17 protein-coding genes are annotated in these 17,287 nt (G+C 70.5%); 12 read left to right on the forward strand and 5 right to left on the reverse strand.

Annotated features, from left to right (window positions below; genetic code table 11):
- Positions 1-165 precede the first annotated feature (165 nt).
- The 5 genes from L3Q67_RS18945 to L3Q67_RS18965 are packed head-to-tail and all read left to right on the forward strand — an operon-like array spanning position 166 to position 4,219.
- The gene (locus L3Q67_RS18945; protein WP_499190744.1) at positions 166-360 is read left to right on the forward strand and encodes a helix-turn-helix domain-containing protein; all 195 of its coding nucleotides are present in this window, start codon (positions 166-168) and stop codon (positions 358-360) included.
- Positions 357-692, forward strand: coding sequence for a WhiB family transcriptional regulator (locus L3Q67_RS18950; RefSeq protein ID WP_499190745.1), 336 nt, complete (start codon positions 357-359; stop codon positions 690-692). The genes L3Q67_RS18945 and L3Q67_RS18950 overlap by 4 nt, the downstream gene beginning before the upstream one ends.
- A complete protein-coding gene (locus L3Q67_RS18955) occupies positions 689-1,015 on the forward strand; it encodes a hypothetical protein (RefSeq protein ID WP_499190746.1) in 327 nt (108 codons plus the stop codon). Before L3Q67_RS18950 ends, L3Q67_RS18955 begins: the two co-directional genes overlap by 4 nt.
- Complete coding sequence (locus L3Q67_RS18960; RefSeq protein WP_499190747.1) at positions 1,012-1,854, forward strand: hypothetical protein; 843 nt, start codon at positions 1,012-1,014, stop codon at positions 1,852-1,854. Before L3Q67_RS18955 ends, L3Q67_RS18960 begins: the two co-directional genes overlap by 4 nt.
- A complete protein-coding gene (locus L3Q67_RS18965) occupies positions 1,844-4,219 on the forward strand; it encodes a hypothetical protein (RefSeq protein WP_499190748.1) in 2,376 nt (791 codons plus the stop codon). The genes L3Q67_RS18960 and L3Q67_RS18965 overlap by 11 nt, the downstream gene beginning before the upstream one ends.
- A 334-nt stretch (positions 4,220-4,553) precedes the next feature.
- Here L3Q67_RS18965 and L3Q67_RS18970 read toward each other — a convergent pair whose 3' ends face one another.
- Positions 4,554-6,089 (reverse strand): recombinase family protein, encoded by a 1,536-nt coding sequence (locus L3Q67_RS18970; RefSeq protein WP_499190749.1) that lies wholly within the window; start codon positions 6,087-6,089, stop codon positions 4,554-4,556.
- 216 nt (positions 6,090-6,305) lie between these two features.
- Between L3Q67_RS18970 and L3Q67_RS18975 the strand changes: the two genes are divergently transcribed.
- A complete protein-coding gene (locus L3Q67_RS18975) occupies positions 6,306-7,289 on the forward strand; it encodes a M28 family metallopeptidase (RefSeq protein ID WP_499191577.1) in 984 nt (327 codons plus the stop codon).
- Positions 7,290-7,375: 86 nt separating this feature from the next.
- On the opposite strand, the gene L3Q67_RS18980 is transcribed toward L3Q67_RS18975, so the two are convergent.
- Positions 7,376-8,629, reverse strand: coding sequence for a glycosyltransferase family 4 protein (locus L3Q67_RS18980; RefSeq protein WP_499190750.1), 1,254 nt, complete (start codon positions 8,627-8,629; stop codon positions 7,376-7,378).
- 71 nt (positions 8,630-8,700) lie between these two features.
- Between L3Q67_RS18980 and L3Q67_RS18985 the strand changes: the two genes are divergently transcribed.
- From L3Q67_RS18985 to L3Q67_RS19005, 5 genes are all read left to right on the forward strand, one after another.
- Complete coding sequence (locus L3Q67_RS18985; protein ID WP_499190751.1) at positions 8,701-10,422, forward strand: glycoside hydrolase family 2 protein; 1,722 nt, start codon at positions 8,701-8,703, stop codon at positions 10,420-10,422.
- Between the two features lie 75 nt (positions 10,423-10,497).
- Complete coding sequence (locus L3Q67_RS18990) at positions 10,498-10,905, forward strand: pyridoxamine 5'-phosphate oxidase family protein (protein ID WP_499190752.1); 408 nt, start codon at positions 10,498-10,500, stop codon at positions 10,903-10,905.
- Positions 10,902-11,546 (forward strand): transcriptional regulator, encoded by a 645-nt coding sequence (locus tag L3Q67_RS18995; RefSeq protein ID WP_499190753.1) that lies wholly within the window; start codon positions 10,902-10,904, stop codon positions 11,544-11,546. The genes L3Q67_RS18990 and L3Q67_RS18995 overlap by 4 nt, the downstream gene beginning before the upstream one ends.
- 51 nt (positions 11,547-11,597) lie before the next feature.
- Positions 11,598-12,632 (forward strand): GAF domain-containing sensor histidine kinase, encoded by a 1,035-nt coding sequence (locus L3Q67_RS19000; RefSeq protein ID WP_499190754.1) that lies wholly within the window; start codon positions 11,598-11,600, stop codon positions 12,630-12,632.
- Positions 12,633-12,728: 96 nt separating this feature from the next.
- Entirely contained in the window at positions 12,729-13,619 is an 891-nt protein-coding gene (locus L3Q67_RS19005) for a nitroreductase family protein (RefSeq protein ID WP_499190755.1), read from the forward strand.
- A 459-nt stretch (positions 13,620-14,078) separates the two neighbouring features.
- Here L3Q67_RS19005 and L3Q67_RS19010 read toward each other — a convergent pair whose 3' ends face one another.
- The 3 genes from L3Q67_RS19010 to L3Q67_RS19020 are packed head-to-tail and all read right to left on the reverse strand — an operon-like array spanning position 14,079 to position 16,796.
- Positions 14,079-14,564 carry a glutathione peroxidase gene (locus tag L3Q67_RS19010; RefSeq protein WP_499190756.1) on the reverse strand — a complete coding sequence of 162 codons (486 nt, stop codon included), beginning with the start codon at positions 14,562-14,564 and terminating at the stop codon, positions 14,079-14,081.
- 7 nt (positions 14,565-14,571) lie between these two features.
- Positions 14,572-16,035 carry a glycoside hydrolase family 57 protein gene (locus L3Q67_RS19015; RefSeq protein ID WP_499190757.1) on the reverse strand — a complete coding sequence of 488 codons (1,464 nt, stop codon included), beginning with the start codon at positions 16,033-16,035 and terminating at the stop codon, positions 14,572-14,574.
- A complete protein-coding gene (locus L3Q67_RS19020; protein WP_499190758.1) occupies positions 16,032-16,796 on the reverse strand; it encodes a class I SAM-dependent methyltransferase in 765 nt (254 codons plus the stop codon). Before L3Q67_RS19020 ends, L3Q67_RS19015 begins: the two co-directional genes overlap by 4 nt.
- Before the next feature lie 45 nt (positions 16,797-16,841).
- Between L3Q67_RS19020 and L3Q67_RS19025 the strand changes: the two genes are divergently transcribed.
- Positions 16,842-17,252, forward strand: coding sequence for a hypothetical protein (locus L3Q67_RS19025; RefSeq protein WP_499190759.1), 411 nt, complete (start codon positions 16,842-16,844; stop codon positions 17,250-17,252).
- Positions 17,253-17,287 lie beyond the last annotated feature (35 nt).

Genomic DNA, 17,287 nt, shown 5'->3' on the forward strand with positions numbered 1-17,287 from the left:
TTTCTAGAATGTCTCGCGCGCTGAATGTGCCCATGACCTGGGGATATGCGGCTGCGGGATCTTTTATGCACGTCTTGACGTAGGCGTTTCCTGGCGTTGGCAGCTTACTCATTGGTACGGCTCGCAAATCTGCGAGCCGAAGCCAAGAGTTAGGACTCAACACCAATGAAGAACACAACTCAGGGCGCCGGTGGCTCGGCGTTCTACTCCTTGGCTGACGCCGCCTGGGTTCTCGGGGTCAGCTGCAACGAGGTGCACCGCGCTGTCCGTGTCGGCACGCTCCGCGCGGAGCGTCGCCGTAACCGGCTGGTCATTCCGGCTGCCGAACTGCGTCGGGTGCTGGGCGGTGGTGCGCGATGACCGCATTCGATTACACGGAGATGGCGGCTCAGCTGGATCGGTACGCCGACGTGCCGGATCGGGTTCTCGCCGGGCTGGTGGTCCGGGACGGCCTGTGTTTCTGGGCGTTCGACCGGGCGGAGATGCCCGCCTTGACGGGCGCGGATTCGCCGGATCGGGAGCTGGCAGCGGGGATGTGCGCGGGGTGCCCGGTGATCGCCGAGTGCCGGGAGCTGGATCTGCGGGTGGCCGGGCCGGACACGGTGGGGGTGTGGGGTGCGCTGCCCGACACCGACCGGCGCGCCCTGTATCCGGTGTGGCTGCGGCGCCGGGAAGGCGGTGAGTCGCGATGACGCTCGCGCCGACACAGATTCTCGCCGGGGCCGGGGCGCTGCTCGCGCTGCTGCTGGTGTGGCGGTTCAGCGAGCGCAAGGCTCGCCGGGCGGCTGAGGCGGCACGGGCGAGTTCCCGGGTGGTGTCGCTGGCCGGGCGGGTGGTGTTCACGGGCGCGGCGTTCACGGGCGTGCAATGGCTGGTGATCACCCACCCCGGGAACACCACGCTGTTGCTGGTGGTCCTCGGGGCGCCGAACCTGATCGCGTCCTATGTCCTCACACGGACGTTGACGGTCACGTCCATGGACACCACGACCCGCCGGGGTGGTGGTCGTCGATGAAGACGCTCGAATGGAACCGGGTCGGGGCGGCTGCTGGGCGGCGGTTCCCGGAGCAGGCCGGAGCGGGCGGGGCGCGGCGGCTGGCCGCCGAGGCCGCCGAGGCTGCGGCGCTGCGGCGCTGGCAGACCCACCCGGATGTGGTGGCGCTGCGGGTCGAGCGGGTGCGCGCTCAGGTGGACCGGTTGTGCTGGGCCGGGATCATCCTCGGGTTGGCGTTCACCACGGCCAACGTGCAGTGGTTCGCTGCGGCCGGAGCCGCAGTCGGCTCACTGCCGTGGCTGACCGCGTGGCTGCTGGACCCCACGGTGTGCCTGGTGCTGCTGGCGATCCTGCGGGCGGAGCAGGTCACCGCGCGCTACCAGGTCCACACGGGAGCGTGGGTGCGGGCGGCGAAGTGGCTCACGCTGGCGGCGACTTATGTCATGAACACGTGGTCATCGTGGGCGGCTGGTTCGGCGGCCGGGGTGGTGCTGCACTCGGTGCCACCGCTGGTGGTGTTCGTGGCCGCCGAAGCCGTCACGGACCTGCGGGACAAGCTCACTGACGCGGTGGGCGTGGCGTTCATGAACGCCACCGATCCGGCACCCGGTCATGACAGGCCGGAGCCGGGTCATGAACCCGATCCACCACGGCCGACGCGCGAGGCGCCACCGGCCCGCGCCCGGCGCAAGCTGTTCGCCGACTACCTCACCGACGCCCGGGACGCCTGGACTCCCGGGGTCGAGGTGACCCCGGCATGGGTCCGTGAGGTCACCGGCTGCTCACGTGGACTGTCCTCGCGGCTGGCCGCCGCGCTGGCCGCTGAGGTCCGGGACGGGGGTACCTCCGATGAGCGCTGAACCGCAGGACCGGAGCACGGACATCACGCGCGGCGAGCCGGGGGAGGTTGAGCACGTCGGCCCGGTACTGGACGGGGTGTTGGTCGACGACACGTTGCCGCAGCCACGCCGACGTACGGTGCGGTGGCGGCTCGCCCGGCGGTGGCGGCATTGGCGCCACGCGGCAGTTCGCGTGTGGCGGACTGGGCCGCTGGTGCGGGCGCGGTCGGTGGCGGCCTACCGGGTGCGGAAGATCCCGCAGGACGTAGCGCGGCTGGTGTGGTTCGTGCTGCGGGGCAACTGGCGGTGGCTGGTCAAGTTCTGGAACTGGGCCACCTATGCCGACCTGCGGGCGGATGCCCGGCGGGCACGGCTGGCCGGGGACGCCGAAGCACGCCGCGCCGCACAGGAGCTGATCCGGTCCGACGCCACGGCCCGATGGGCCAAGCTCGGCATCGTGCTGCGGCGCTGCGTGATCACGCTGCGGGTCGCCGCTCCGGTGGCGGCGGTGCTGTGGGTGGTGCACGCGGTGATGGACAGGGCGGACATGTGGACGTGGCTGGCCGATGTCTACACGGGATTGGAAGCGGTGTGGTCGGCGGTGATCCTGGCCGTGCCGCTGGTGCTGCTCGTGGTTCCGGTGGCGTGGGCCGTGGCAGCGGCGTTCGAGGGACGCGACCGCACCCCGGGTACGGGCTGGCTGGTCCGGCCCGACCGGGACGACGCGGACTCCTGGGTGGACGAACGGATGATTTCCAAGGCACTGGCCCATCTCGGGATTGCGCCGCTGGACCGCTTCTACCGAGACGGCGGGGAACTGGCCTACACCGTGGCCGCCCGCAAGGACGGGGACGGCACCTTCGCCCAGGTCAGATTGCCGCTGGGGGTGACCGCGGACATGGTCGCCGCGCGCCGGTCCAAACTGGCCGCGAACCTGGGCCGGGCATCGCTGGAAACTTGGCCCACCAAAGGAGATGAAGACGGCATCCTGGATCTGTGGGTCGCCGACAAGGGCACCCTCCAGGCCCGCGCCGGCGCCTGGCCCTTGGTCCACGAGGGACAGCTCGACGTGTTCGAGGGTGTGCCGTTCGGACTGTCGCAACGGGGTCTGGTCATCAACGCCCCACTGATCGGGGTCAACTGGCTGATCGGTGGCAGGCCCGGACAGGGCAAGTCAGCGGCGCTGCGGACACTGATGCTCGGTTCGGCGCTCGACCCCTCCGCCGAACTGTGGGCGTTCGTGATGGGCGAGTCACCCGACTTCGACCCATTCACACCACGTCTGGCCCGCTACCGGATGGGGATGGATGACAGCGTGGCCGAGGCAGCCACGCGGGCGCTGGCGGACCTGCTGACCGAAATGGAGCGACGCGGGAAGGTGCTCGGTGAGCAGCCGGGCCGCCCGCCGAAGGTGTCGCGCAAGCTTGCTGACAAGCGCGGCCTTGGCCTGCACCCGCTGGTGTGCGGGATCGATGAGTGTCACGAACTGTTCCAGCACCCGAAGTACGGCAAGAAGGCGGCTGAGTTGGCGGTGCGGCTGATCAAGCGGGGACGCAAGTACGGCATCGTGCTGTTGCTGGCCACTCAATCGCCCACGAAGGACAGCATTCCCCGGGAGGTCACTCGCAACGTCGCGTGTGGTGTGGCGTTCTCCGTGGCCGATCAGGTCGCCAATGACGGCCTGCTGGGGTCGGGCAAGTACGCGGCCGGTATCCGCGCGACCGAACTCCGCATCAACACCGATCGGGGAACGTGCGTGGCGGTCGGCATCACCGATGAGACGTTCGAGTTGGTGCGCACGTTCTATGTGCCGTTCGAGGACGGGGCCGACGACGTGACCCCGGTTATCGCCCGTGCCGTGGCGCTGATCGAGGAAGCAGGCCGGGCGATCGAGACCAGCGGGCGGCCGGAGATCGAAGCGGCACCGGTCGCCGATCATCTGGCCGACATCGACGCGGTGATGGACGGGGAGCGTCGCGTGCGGACACAGGTGGTCTTGACCCGGCTGGCACGGCACGACCCCGGCGAGTACGAGGGATGGACCTTCCGCGATCTCACCGCCGCGCTCGCGGTGTACAAGATCGCGCCCGGCAAGTCGGACGGGCACAAGGTCATCCGCACTGAGGACGTCACCGCCGCACTCGCTCGCCGCGCCGCCGACGGCAGGGAGGCGGACAGGGACTCGGAAGGGAGGCAGGGAGTTCTCCCTGCCGGGTCCCTGGACCAAAGTCCCCGCGACGAGCAGGGCAAACCCCGTTCAGGGACCGTAGGGACCAGCGGCAGGCCGACCCCGGAATCCGGCCGAAACCCGGGTGATACGGGGGACGGGTCGAGGTCCCTCCCCGGATCGTCGCCGACCGAGCGAGGGGAGGTGATCAGCCCTTGACCGACCACCCCACACGCGTTCCACAACCAACCACACGGCAGCACCCCCAGAAGGACAGCGACCATGACCCCAACCCTAACCCTCACCACAAGGAACGGCCGACAGCCGAAGAACCCGCGCAAGCAGATCAGGACGGACCAGTCGAAGCGATCGACGCAGAAGGACTGGAGCACTGGCGGCAGGCGTGCGCCGCCTTGCCTCCGATGACGGCTGATGAGATCGAAACTCTCGCCGTCGTACTCCGCCGCATCGATCAGCGCCGCGCCACATAGAGAAGGAGACAAGAACAAATGAGGGCTGCCGCAGTGTGTGGCAGCCCTCATCACGTTGAGTCCTACAATGCCGTCCCAGTGTTCTCGGGATCGGCGAGTCGCAGTCGCTCCCGGTCGAAGGCCCGGGTACCGGTGCGGCTGGACGGGTCCAGTACTAGCAGGTTTCTGCCCAGTGCCGATGTCAGCATGGTCCGGCGTTCGGCAACGTCACCGTCGTCCCACTGCCGTGCCACCTCGGCCGCGTCCTGCGCGGTCACCGGACCGCTCGGGTTGCCGCCGGACAACCCGTCCCGCTCCGCGCGCAATCGCGCGAGATCGGCGACGAGCGGCTTGTTCGCTTGATCGAACGCGTCTAGGTTGATCTCACGTCGGCCCAGCCGCTCAGACAACGCGTTCTGGATCTTCTCGCATTCGTCGATCTCCGCGCTCACTTTGGCGAGCCGATCAGCCACCCGCGCCCGCGCCGCCGCAACCGCCGACGCATGACGCGAATCCGACTGGCGCGCGATCACTAGCAATCGCAATTCGTGATCCACCGCGCGACGGTCGCCGTAGACCTTGCCGCACCCGCGCCGCTGCTTGTTACAGAAATACACCGCGCGCCGCTCTGCCGTGTCCTTGTACACGGTGTTCTTCAAGCTCGCTGACATCTTCGTCTGACACAGCCCACACCGCAGGATGCCCGTGCCGACGTACTTCTCACCGACTACCCTGCCGCGTCGTCGCGAGGCGTAGAGCGAGCGAAGGCGCGCGAACTTGTCCGGGTCCACGATCGGTTCACCGTCCATCCGGCCCACCAGCTTGCCGTCATGCTCGATCAACCCGGCATTGGTCGGCCGCAACAGAACCGACCGCACCGTGATCGCAACCCACTCCCGACCTTGCGCACTCAGCAAGCCAGCCGCGTTCCACCCGTCCGCGATCGTGCCCTGTCCGATCCCCGCCAAGTGAGCGTCGGTGCCCTCTCGAAGGGCGGCCCGCTCCTGCTCGACCAGATCGGCGGAAACGTCGGGGCGGTCTGCCTCAGTCTCATCACTGCCGGGCACCCACGTCATGTCCTTGCCCGGCCAGCCGAACCGGCGCGGCCCGCCCAGGTGCGCAACCCCCTGTTCGCGTTTAGTGGCGAACCGGCGCTTGATTCGGCGGGACGTGTCGTCGGATGAGCGCGCCGCATGCGCGACCTCGATCCGCAGAATGAACCGGTCATCCGGGTCGGCCAAGTCGCGTTCACCGTGCGCCGAGTAGACCTTGAACCCGCGTTCGCCCAGTTCAATCAGCTTTTCGAGGTCACGCGGCTGCCGGAACAGTCGGTCGGTATGCCAGACCACGATCCCGTCCGACTCGCCCGACTCCACCCGTTCCAGCAACCGCGCCCACCCCGCGCGCCGAACGCTGCGCTTCCACGCCGACAGACCGTCCTTGAGCTCTTCACCCAGCGTCGCGCCGACACGCTCAATCACCTTCCGGTTGTCGGCCCACTGGGTCTCGATCTTCTCCAGTTCACCCGTCTCAGGAACGCGGGACAACCGGCCGTAGGAGTCCAGCACCAACGGCCGGTTCCGGCCCTGACCTGCGCTAACATCCCGTTTGCTGCCCATAACATCCAGGCTATGTCAGCAAATGGGACGCCGCCAAAGCCACATTCACGGCACCTGGGTGGGGGAGGCGCGGGCGCGCGTGGGGGCTGTCTCAAACCTTGGGGGAGGGCAACTTTAGGTACGCCTACTTACCGGGTTCCGGATTGTTTTCACGTTCGGCTACCGGGCAGGCTCCGGCGAGTCGGACAATCTCCCCCTCGTCGAGGAGTTCTCGTGATGAGACTGCGTCACGCGCTGGTCCTGGTGGCCGCCTCCGCACTGCCGATCGCAGTGCTGAGCGCGCCTGCCACCGCCGCCCCCGCACTCGCGGCCCCGGACATCCCGGTGGCAGGAGTGCAGGCCCACCTCACCGCACTGCAGAACATCGCCACGGCCAACGGCGGCAACCGCGCCCACGGCCGCGCCGGGTACAAGGCCTCGATCGACTACGTGAAGGGCAAGCTCGACGCCGCCGGCTACCAGACGCAGATCCACACCTTCAGCTACAACGGTGCCACCGGCTACAACCTGATCGCCGACTGGCCAGGCGGCGACCCGAACAACGTGATCATGGCGGGCGGGCACCTGGACAGCGTCACCGTCGGGCCCGGCATCAACGACAATGGCAGTGGTTCGGCCGGGCTGCTCGAGGTCGCGCTGACCGTGGCCAAGCAGGGCCTGCAACCGCAGAAGCACCTGCGCTTCGGCTGGTGGGGGGCCGAAGAGCTGGGGCTGATCGGCTCCACCCGGTACGTGAACAGCCTGACCGCCACGCAGCGTTCGCTGATCAAGGCCTACGTGAACTTCGACATGACGGGCTCGCCGAACCCGGCGTACTTCGTCTATTCGAGCTCCGGCCAGCCCGCCGGTTCGACCGCCATCGAGAACACGCTGAAGGCCGGGTTCCAGGCCAAGGGCGTGCCGACCGAGCCGACCAACGTCGGCGGGCGGTCCGACCACGCCGCCTTCGCCCGCGCGGGCATCCCGATCGGTGGCACGTTCAGCGGGGCCGAGGGCCTCAAGACCGCGGCGCAGGCGCAGAAGTGGGGCGGCACCGCCGGTCAGGCCTTCGACCGGTGCTACCACCGCTCGTGCGACACCACGAGCAACATCAGCGTCACCTCGCTGGACCGGCACACCGACGTCATCGCCCACACCCTGTGGTCGCTGAGCGGTGCCCCGGCCAGGGCCGCGCTCGACTGCGTGCGCTGCCCGATCTGATCAGAACGCTGATCAGGTGAAGCCAGCCCTCGTGGTCGCGTGCGGCGGCGCCGCGGCCACGAGGGCGTTCAACCAGGTCGACCGGGTCAGCCGGGGAAGGCGTTGCCGGTGGCGATCTTCGGACGACCCAGGATCTCCGGTTCCCTGACCTTCGCCCGGCGGTAGACGGCGGCGGTGTCTTCGGCGATGCGGCACCAGTCGAAGTCCGCGGCCAGCCGGGCCTGCGCGGCGGCGGCGCGGCGTCGCGCGGCCCCGGCGTCCGCCAGCACGGTGTCCACCGCGGTACCCAGCGCGGTCACGTCACCCGGGGTGAACGCGAGCCCGGTAACCCCGTCGACGACGACCTCGCCGAGCCCGCCCGCGGTCGACGCCACCAGCGGCGCCTTCGCGGCCGCGGCCTCCAGCGCGACGATCCCGAACGGTTCGTACCGGCTCGGCAGCACCACGGCGTCGGCGGCGGACAGCACCGCCCGCAGGTCGCGGTCCGACAGGTGACCGACGAACTCCACCGCCCGCCGGACGCGCAGCTTCTTGGCCTGCTCGACCAGTTCCTCCAGGTGCCGCCCCTTGCCCGCGACCACCAGCCGGGTGCCGGGGTGGTCGCGCCGGATGCGCGGCAGGGCGGCGAGCAGGTCCTGCACACCCTTCTCCCACTCCAGGCGGCCGAAGTAGAGCAGCAGGGGAGCGCCTTCGGGGCTGTAGGTCCGCCGCGCGTGCTCGACCTCCGCGGCGGGCACCTGCCAGCCGCGTTCCTCGATGCCGTTGTGGATCACGGTGATCTCTTCCGGCGTCACCTCGAACAGGTGCCCGACCTCGGCGCGCATCGCCTGTGAGCAGGTGATCAGCGCGTCGGACCGGTTCGCCAGCCACCACTCCACCGAGTGCACCTGCTGGTTGAGCGGGTGCGACAGCCAGCCCGAGTGCCGTCCGGCCTCGGTGGCGTGGATGGTGCCGACCAGCGGCACGCGCGCGGCGTCGGCGAGCGCGATGGCGGGGTGCGCGACCAGCCAGTCGTGTGCGTGCACCACCTCGGGCTGCCAGCCGCGCAGCAGTTCGTTCCCGGCGCGGACCATCGCGTGGCCCATGGCCAGCGTCCAGGCCACGAGGTCGCGTTCGAAGGTCACGTGCATGGGGTCCTCGGCGACCCGGATGATCCGGACGCCCTCGACCACCCGATCGGTCTGCGGGTGCGTCGAAGCGTCGGTGCCGGCGACGTGGCGGCAGAGCACCACGACCTCGTGCCCGTCGCGGACCAGGTGTCTGGCCAGCGCGTGGACGTGCCGGGCCAGCCCGCCGACCACGACCGGCGGGTACTCCCAGGAGAGCATCAACACGCGCATGCAGGGCAGGTTACTCGTGAGTCAAGCGCGGGCCGTGCGGCCGTGGCGGATCTTTGCCAGCATCGGTGGTGATGAGCACGGACTGGAAGCCCAAGGAGCCCATCCTGCCCACCCCGTGGACGCACGAGGCCGGCCCGGACCACGCGCTGCCGGAGTACCCGCGCCCCCGCCTGGTGCGCGACCGCTGGCTGAACCTCAACGGGCTGTGGGAGTACACCACCGAGCACAGCCGCGGCGAGCGGATACTGGTGCCGTACCCGCCCGAGTCCACGCTGTCCGGGATCGGCAGGCACGACGACCTCATGTGGTACCGCCGCACCTTCGAAATCCCACCCGATTGGGCGGGTGACCGGGTGCTGCTGCACTTCGGCGCGGTCGACCAGCGTGCCCGTGTCTGGGTGAACCACCAGCTGGTCGCCGAGCACGAGGGCGGCTTCACCGAATTCGGCGCGGACATCACGGACGCGCTGCGGGCGAGCGGGCCGCAGGAGGTCCTGGTGCGAGCCGAGGACCGCGTCGACATCGGCACGCACCCGCTGGGCAAGCAGCGCCTGGACCCGGGCGGCATCCTCTACACCGGCGCGTCCGGCATCTGGCAGACCGTCTGGCTCGAACCCGTGCCGCGCGACCACATCCGGCGCCTCGACATCGACAGCGACCTGACCGGGCTCACCATCACCCCGCGCGTGTCCGGCGGCGAGCGGGTGGAGGTCGTGGTCAGCACGCCGGACGGCGAGGAGGTCGCCCGCGCCGACGGGCCCGCCGGCCGGGCCATCCGCGTCGAGGTGCCGTCGCCGCGGTGGTGGTCGCCGGACGATCCCCACCTCTACGACCTGACCGTCCGGCTGGGTGAAGACACCGTTCGCGGGTACGCCGGGCTGCGCACGATCGGCGTCGCCCGTGACGAGCGGGGGAGGCCGCGGATCGCGCTGAACGGCCGCATCACCTTCCTGCACGGCCCGCTCGACCAGGGCTACTGGCCCGACGGTGTCTACACCGCGCCCACCGACGAGGCGCTGCGGTTCGACCTGGAGAAGACCAAGGAACTCGGCTTCAACTTCGTCCGCAAGCACGCCAAGGTCGAACCGGCGCGCTGGTACCACTGGACCGACAAGCTCGGGCTGCTGGTCTGGCAGGACATGCCGTCGCTGCCGGTGCTGCTCGACAACCCGCCGGGCCCGCAGGCGCCGCCGGTGCCGGAAGCCCGGCGGCGGTTCGAGGCCGAGCTGCTGGAGCTGATCGACCAGCTGCGCGGGGTCACTTCGCTGGTCGGCTGGGTGCCGTTCAACGAGGGCTGGGGCGAATACGACACCGTGCGGATCTCCGCGCTGGTCCGTGAAGCCGACCCGACCCGGATGGTGAACGCGAGCAGCGGGGTCAACTGCTGCCACTCACACCACGACACCGGCGCGGGCGACATCTACGACGACCACACCTACGTCGGCCCCGGCCGTCCCGAGATCATCGATGCGCGGGTGACCGTCGACGGCGAATACGGCGGGCTCGGCCTGGTCCTCCCCGGTCACGTCTGGCCGGGACCGCCGATGGCCTACGAAATGACCGGCAGTCCCGAGGAACTCACCCGCCGCTACGCCGAGGTGAGCACCGAACTCGCGCGGCTCGTGCCCGAAGTGGGCCTGTCCGGGGCCATCTACACCCAGACCACGGACGTCGAGAACGAGGTGAACGGATTTTTCACCTACGACCGCAGGCAGGTGAAGCTCGACATCGCCGTGGCCGCGGCACACAATCGACAGGCGATCGAGGCGGGCGGTCAGGCCCAAGATCGGTGACTTTCGGCCCTTCCCGGAGCAGGCCGGGTTTGCCAGGTTGAGCCGGTGTGTCGGGGATACGCACCGGAGGTCGACATGGGCGGTTCACGCGCGGAGGCGCTGAGCCACGGCGAATGCCTTGACCTGCTGGAAAGGGCCGGGGTGGGGCGGGTGGTGTACACCAAGCACGCGATGCCGGCGATCGATCTGGTCGGCTACACCATGCGCGACGGCGCGGTGATCATCCGCAGCTCCGGCGACAGCGAACTACCCGGGGCGCTGCGCAACGCGGTGGTGGCCTTCCAGGCGGACCGCCTCTCGTCCGATCTGACCGCGGGCTGGACGGTGAGCGTGGTCGGGCACGCCACCGAGATCTCCGACCGCGCCGAACTGGCCCGGCTCTCCGGCGCCGCGGTGACGCCGTGGGCGACCTCGCCCGCCGACCGGTTCCTCAAGATCACCGTGAAGCTGGCGTCCGGCACCCGGATCGGCGGCGGTCGATGATCAGGGTCTTCCTGGTCGACGACCACGAGGTGGTCCGCCGCGGGGTCGCGCACCTGCTCGAAGCCGACGCGGACCTGGAGGTGGTCGGCGAGGCGGGCACGGCCGCGCAGGCGCTGGCGCGGATCCCCGCGCTGCGCCCGGACGTCGCGGTGCTCGACGTGCGCCTGCCGGACGGCAACGGGGTGGAACTGTGCCGCGATCTGCGGTCGCGGGTACCCGGCCTGAACTGCCTGATGCTCACCTCGTTCACCGACGAGCAGGCCATGCTCGACGCGATACTGGCCGGTGCGGGCGGGTACGTGATCAAGGACATCGACGGCCTGCGGCTGGTTTCCGCCGTGCACGACGTCGGTTCCGGGCTGTCGCTGCTGGACAACCGGGCGGCCGCCGCGCTGATGGCGAAGCTGCGCGCGGACGTGGCCGCCGACGGCCCGCTGGCCACGCTGTCCGATCGGGAACGCGAACTGCTCGGCTTCATCAGCGACGGCCTGACCAACCGGCAGATCGCCGTGCGGATGAACCTCGCCGAGAAGACCGTGAAGAACTACGTCTCGCGCCTGCTGACGAAACTCGGCATGCAACGCCGCACGCAGGCCGCCGTGCTGGCGACCCGGTTGCGCGGGCAACGATCGGACGGCTGATGCCCCTGTACGGCGCTGTTGCCGACGGCTGCGGGGTGCGAGTCTGGACGCGTGACCGAGGGTGAGGTCCTGCGCTTGGTGGTCGCCCGCGCCCGCGAACTGCTCGGCGCCGACCACACCCTGCTGGTGCTGCCCGACGACGGCGCACTGGCCGAAGCGGTCGAAGCCCTGGTGGTGATCGCCGCCGCCGGACCGGCCGCGGCCGGGTTCGACGGCAGGCGGCTCCCGGTCAGCCGCACGATCGGCGGCGCGGTGTTCCGGTCCGGCAAGGCGCGTCGCGCGCTGTCGCCGGGGGCCGGGCTGGACGACCGGTCCGGGCCCGCGCTGGCGGTCCCGCTGCGGACCGGGGAGGAGGTGTCCGGGGTGCTGATCGCGTTGCGGGACAAGGGCGGCGAGCCCTTCGAGGCCCATCGGGTGCCGGTCGCGGAGGGTGTCGCCGAGCAGGCCGCGCTGGCCGTGCGGACCGCGCGCGAGCAACTGCACCAGTACGAACTGGACCTGCTCAACGAACGCGACCGGATCGCCCGTGAGCTGCACGACCAGGTGATCCAGCGGGTGTTCGCGGTCGGGCTGTCGCTGCAGAGCATCCGCCAGCGCGCCGAATCCCCGGAACTCCGGCGGCGGCTGGGGGAGTGCGTGGAGGACCTGCAGGAGGTCGTCCGCGAGATCCGCGGCACGATCTTCGACCTGCACGGCGACCCGGAGGGCGCGACCTGGCTGCGGCGACGGCTGCAGCAGGTGATCGGCGAGCTGGTCGGGGACAGCGGCATGCGTTCGGTCGTGCGGATGACCGGGCCGCTCAGCGTGGTCCCGCCGGAGCTCGCCGAGCACGCCGAGGCGGTGGTGCGGGAGGCGGTGCGCAACACCGTGCGCCACGCCGGGGCGAAGACGGTGACCGTGGCGGTGGCGGTGGAGAACGAACTGAGCATCGGCGTCTCCGACGACGGCGCCGGTATCGCGCCCGAATTGATCCACAGTGGACTGGCGGCGCTGGCGGCGCGCGCGGCGGACGCCGGTGGCACGCTGCACGTGCAGGCTTCGCCCGAAGGGGGCACCCGGTTGCTCTGGTCGGTGCCCCTGCCCTAGGTGAGCGGGCGGAAGTCCCTGCCATCCGGGGACTTTCGGCCCTGCGGGACCGTGGTCCGGTTGTGCCATCGTCGAACCTGGCGAAGGAGGCGCGCGATGGCTGCTCATCCGGACGAGCGAACCGTGCGAACCGCGATCGAGCTGGCCGTGCGCGCCCCGTCGGTGCACAACTCGCAGCCCTGGCGCTGGCGCACCGGCGGCGACGCGGTGGAACTCCACGCCGGACGCGACCGCCAGGTGCCGGAAACCGATCCGGACGGGGCCGAGCTCCTGCTGGCCTGCGGGGTCGCGCTGCACCACCTGCGAATCGGTTTCGTCGTGGAGGGCTGGCGCACCCGCGTGCACCGGCTGCCCGATCCGCTCGACCCCGGGCACCTGGCCACGGTCGAGTTCTACCGCGGGGAACCGGGTGCCGACGAGGTCGCGCTGGCGGCCGCGATCCCGCGCCGCCGCTCCGACCGGCGCCGGTACGAGCCGAGGCTTCCCCCGGAGTCACACCTCTCCCTGATCGCGGACCGCGCGGAAGCCACCGGCGCGGTGGTGCGCGCGGTCGCGGACCGCCGGGCGCGGCCACAGTTGGTGCGGGCGCTCGCCGAATGCGCCCGCCACCAGCTGCTGGGCCCCGCGGTACTGCTCGAACTCGCCGGCGGGCGCTGGCCGCCGTGCGTGCCGGACCACGACCACGAGTCCGTACTGCTGACCATCGGCACCGCCGCGGACGACCGCCTGGCGCGGTTGCGGGCGGGGGAGGCGCTGAGCGAAGTCCTCCTGACCGCCACCGGGCTCGGTCTGGCGAGCTGCGCGCTGACCGACCCGCTGGGGGCCGCCGATGTGCGGCGGGTGCTTTCGAAAGAACTGCTGGACGGTGCGCACGCGCAGGTCGTGTGCCGCCTCGGCTGGGCACGGCTGAACGCCGAACCCCCGCCGGCCACCACACGGCGACCGCTGGACGAGGTGGTGCAGAACCTCGCGGCCGTCGCCGTGTGAACCCGGGGCCGCGAGCGGACGGCCAGGCGTGCACAGCCGCCGCCCCTCGCGGCCCGCCACAGCAATCCCGGGTGGGATGAACCGGCCGGCCGGCCCGCGGCACCCGCCGCCCCGGCCGGCCGTCCCACGCCCCCGAACCCCACACTCACGCACCCGAATTCCACACTCACGCAGCTGAGATCTACGTTCGCGCGCCCGAACTCCACGTTCGCGCACCCGAACCTCACACTCACGTACCCGAACCCCACGTTCGTGCAGCTGAACTCCACACCCGCGTACCCGAGTCCGACATTCGGCCGAACCTACGGCTCGGGAACCTCGCGCTGGGAACGCGGCACTCGGGCGCACGAACGTAGAACTCGGGTGCCTGAACGTGGGACTCGGGTGCCTGAGTGTGGGACTCGGCTGCCTGAGTGTGGAACTCGGGTGTTTGAACGTGGGACTCGGGTGGAGCAGGGGTTAGGGGAGGGCGGCTTCGATGGCTTTGAGTACGGCTTCATCCTCGGGCTCGGTGCGCGGGCGGAAGCGCGCCAGGACCGAACCGTCCGTGCCTACGAGGAACTTTTCGAAGTTCCACTGCACATCCCCTGCCTCGCCGTCGGCGTCGGGGGAGGCGGTGAGAGCGGCGTAGAGCGGGTGCCGTCCCGGGCCGTTCACCTCGGTCTTCGCGTAGAGCGGGAAGGTGACGCCATAAGTGGTCGAGCAGAAGGTCCGGATTTCCGTCGCGCTCCCCGGCTCCTGACCGGCGAACTGGTTGCACGGGAACCCCACCACCGAGAAGCCCCGCGCGCCGAAGCGTTCCTGCAGCTTCTCCAAGCCGGTGTACTGGGGTGTCAGCCCGCACTTCGAAGCCACGTTCACCACCAGCAGCACCTTGTCGCCCAGTGCGTCGAGCGTGGTGGGCTCGCCGTCGAGCGTTTCCACCCCGATGTCCTTGATCCCCATCACAACCTCACAGCAGATCGCGGGCATCCAGGTGCCCGAACGGTCGGTCCCCACCAGCCGACGGCGAACCGCCGGCCAGCGCGTCGAAGCGCTCGGTGTGCACGCGCGCCCGTCGCCGAGCGTAGTCTGCGGCCGAGTCCTTGGTGACCATGAACGCCCAGTCGCTGGACAACGCCAGCAGCGCCTCGGTCACCAGCTGGTCCCGCGCGGGATCCCGGTGGCCGCGCGCGCCCGGCGGCAATGCGAGCAAGCGCTGTTGCAGCTCGGTGTTCGCGGTGACCATGTCGGCGACCTGCTCGCCGTCCCACACCCGCCAGTCCTTGCCCGAACCCCACGAAGACGCGGGCAGGTCCACCGGCGCGCCCAGATGACCAGCGTCCAGGGCGCCGCGCAGCGTGGTCACCCGCACGCCCGCCTCCGGCAGCGCTCGCAGCACCGCCTCCAGCCACGCCGGGCCTTCGTGCCACCAGTGTCCGAAAAGCTCGGTGTCATACGCCGCGACGACCAGCGATTCGCGCCCGTGCTGCGCCCGCAGCGAACGCAACCGCGTCACCACGGTGTCCACGAAATCCTTGACGTGCAAGCGAAGCGTGTCCGCGGCGAGCGCCGGGTCGTACGGCGCCTTGTCCGCGGGCTCCACCTGCTTGCCGGTCACCCGCGAGGGCTTCAGGCCGACGTTGTGGTCCCAGGTGTGGAAGTCCCGATAGGCGCCATGCCCCGGATAACCGGCCTTCGGTGACCACACGCGGTAGGTCACCTCGAGGTCTCGCCCGAAGCACACCACGTCCGACGAGCCGACCGTCCGGGCCGCGGAAGTGTCCCCGCGCAGCGAAGGCCCGTCCACCAGGAACCGCTGCACCCCAGCCGCCGCGTAGTCGGACTCCATCCCCGGCGCATAACCGCATTCCGGCGCCCAGATCCCTTCCGGACGGTGGCCGACGCGCAGCTGGGTGTCCGTGAGACCGGTTCGCAGCGCGAAAGCCCGCACGCGCGGGTCGAGCAGCGGCTGGAACGGGTGGGTCGCCGGGCCGCCGAGCAGTTCGATCGTCCCATTGTCCACAAGGGATCGAAGGACCGGTGAGAACCCGTGGCGCCACCGGGTTTCCAGCTCCTCGCACGCATGATCGGCGGCCAGGTGCTCATCGGCGGCCAGTGAGCGCAGCAGCGGATCACCGGACCACAGCGTGGACGCCTGCCGCGCGCGCAGTTGCCAGTGCCCGAGCCAGTGGTGGAAAGCCCGCAGGCAGTACGGGTCGTCCAGCTGCGCGGCCAGCACCGGCGTGACGCCGAGGGTGAGCACATCGCGTTTGCCCTCGTCGGCGAAGCGGCGCAGCAGGTCCACCACCGGCAGGTACGAATGCGCCCAGGCCTGGTACAGCCACTCCTCGCCGACCGGCCAGGACCCGTGGTGCGCCAGCCACGGCAGGTGGCTGTGCAGGACCAGGCAGAACGTGCCCTCGTGCTCGGTCACGGGCGCACCGCCACGGCCACCAGGTCCAGGCTCGCGTCGACGTCCTCGCCGTGCACCACGAAATCCCCGGTGCGGATCGAGTCGACGTCGGCGAGCAGCTCGGCGGGCCAGGTCGCCTGTCCCGGCAGTGACCCCATGACCACGTCCAGCTGGGCCTGGATGATCGAGCCGCCGTACCGCTCGTCGAGCGCCCGCACGGCCGCGCCGTGGTGCAACCCGTGCAGCAGTTCGACCCCGAATCCGGCGGAGCGCAGCAGTTCGTCCAGCTCGGCGGCCGAGAGTTCCCTGGTGTGGTACGGGTTCAGCGGCACGTCGCTGTCCGGGGTGAAGGTGAGCCGGTTCGGCGTGGTGACCAGCAGCCGTCCGCCCGGCTTGAGCACCCGCAGGCATTCGGCCAGGAACCCGCCCTGGTCCCAGAGGTGCTCGATCACCTGGAAGTTCGCCACCACGTCCACAGTGGACGAGCGCAGCGGCAGGCAGGCGAGGTTGCCGCGGATCACGTCCAGTGACGGGTAGCGCCGGGCCACGTGGGCGGTGGTCGGCTCGTCGTAGTCCAGCGCCAGCACCCGTGGCGCGGAGGTGGCGATCAGCCCGGCACCGTAACCTTCGCCACACCCGGCCTCCAGCACCGTCGCGCCCGCGCAGTAGGGCAGCAGGGCGGCGTAGGCGGCCTCGTGGCGCCGGAACCAGTAGTTCTCCTCCGGCACGTCCGGCACGGTGCGTTCTCCGGTGAGGTGCAGGGCCTCGGCGGGGGTGGTCACCCGGTCACCCTGTCACACCCACCGGGGCCATCCCGTCCAAAGGTCATGCAGTCGACATTCACCCGCGCCACGCTGGCGCTGCTCGCCCTGGTCGGATTCGCCACCGGAGGGTGGGCGTGCTTCCTGCCGCGGTCGTTCTACCTGGATTTCCCCGGCTTCCGCAGCGGCTGGGTTTCGGCGGACGGGCCGTTCAACGAGCACCTGATCCGCGATGTCGGAGCGATGTTCCTGGCGCTGGGCGTGGTCGCCGCCGGCGCACTGGTGCTGAAGACCACCGGAGCCGCGCGGCTGGCGGGCGCGGCCTGGCTGGTGTTCAGCGTGCCGCACACGATCTACCACTTGGCCCACCTGCACGTGTTGCAGCCGGTGGACCAGGCGCTCAACGCGGTCGGCCTGACCGCGGGCGCGCTCGCCGCGCTGGTGGTGATCCTGGTGCCGGGGCGGCCGGTCCACTAGAGCAATCGCGAGGTCGGGAGGTCGTGAGTCCGGTA

This window comes from Saccharothrix sp. AJ9571, from assembly GCF_021725495.1.
Lineage (GTDB): Bacteria > Actinomycetota > Actinomycetes > Mycobacteriales > Pseudonocardiaceae > Amycolatopsis > Amycolatopsis magusensis.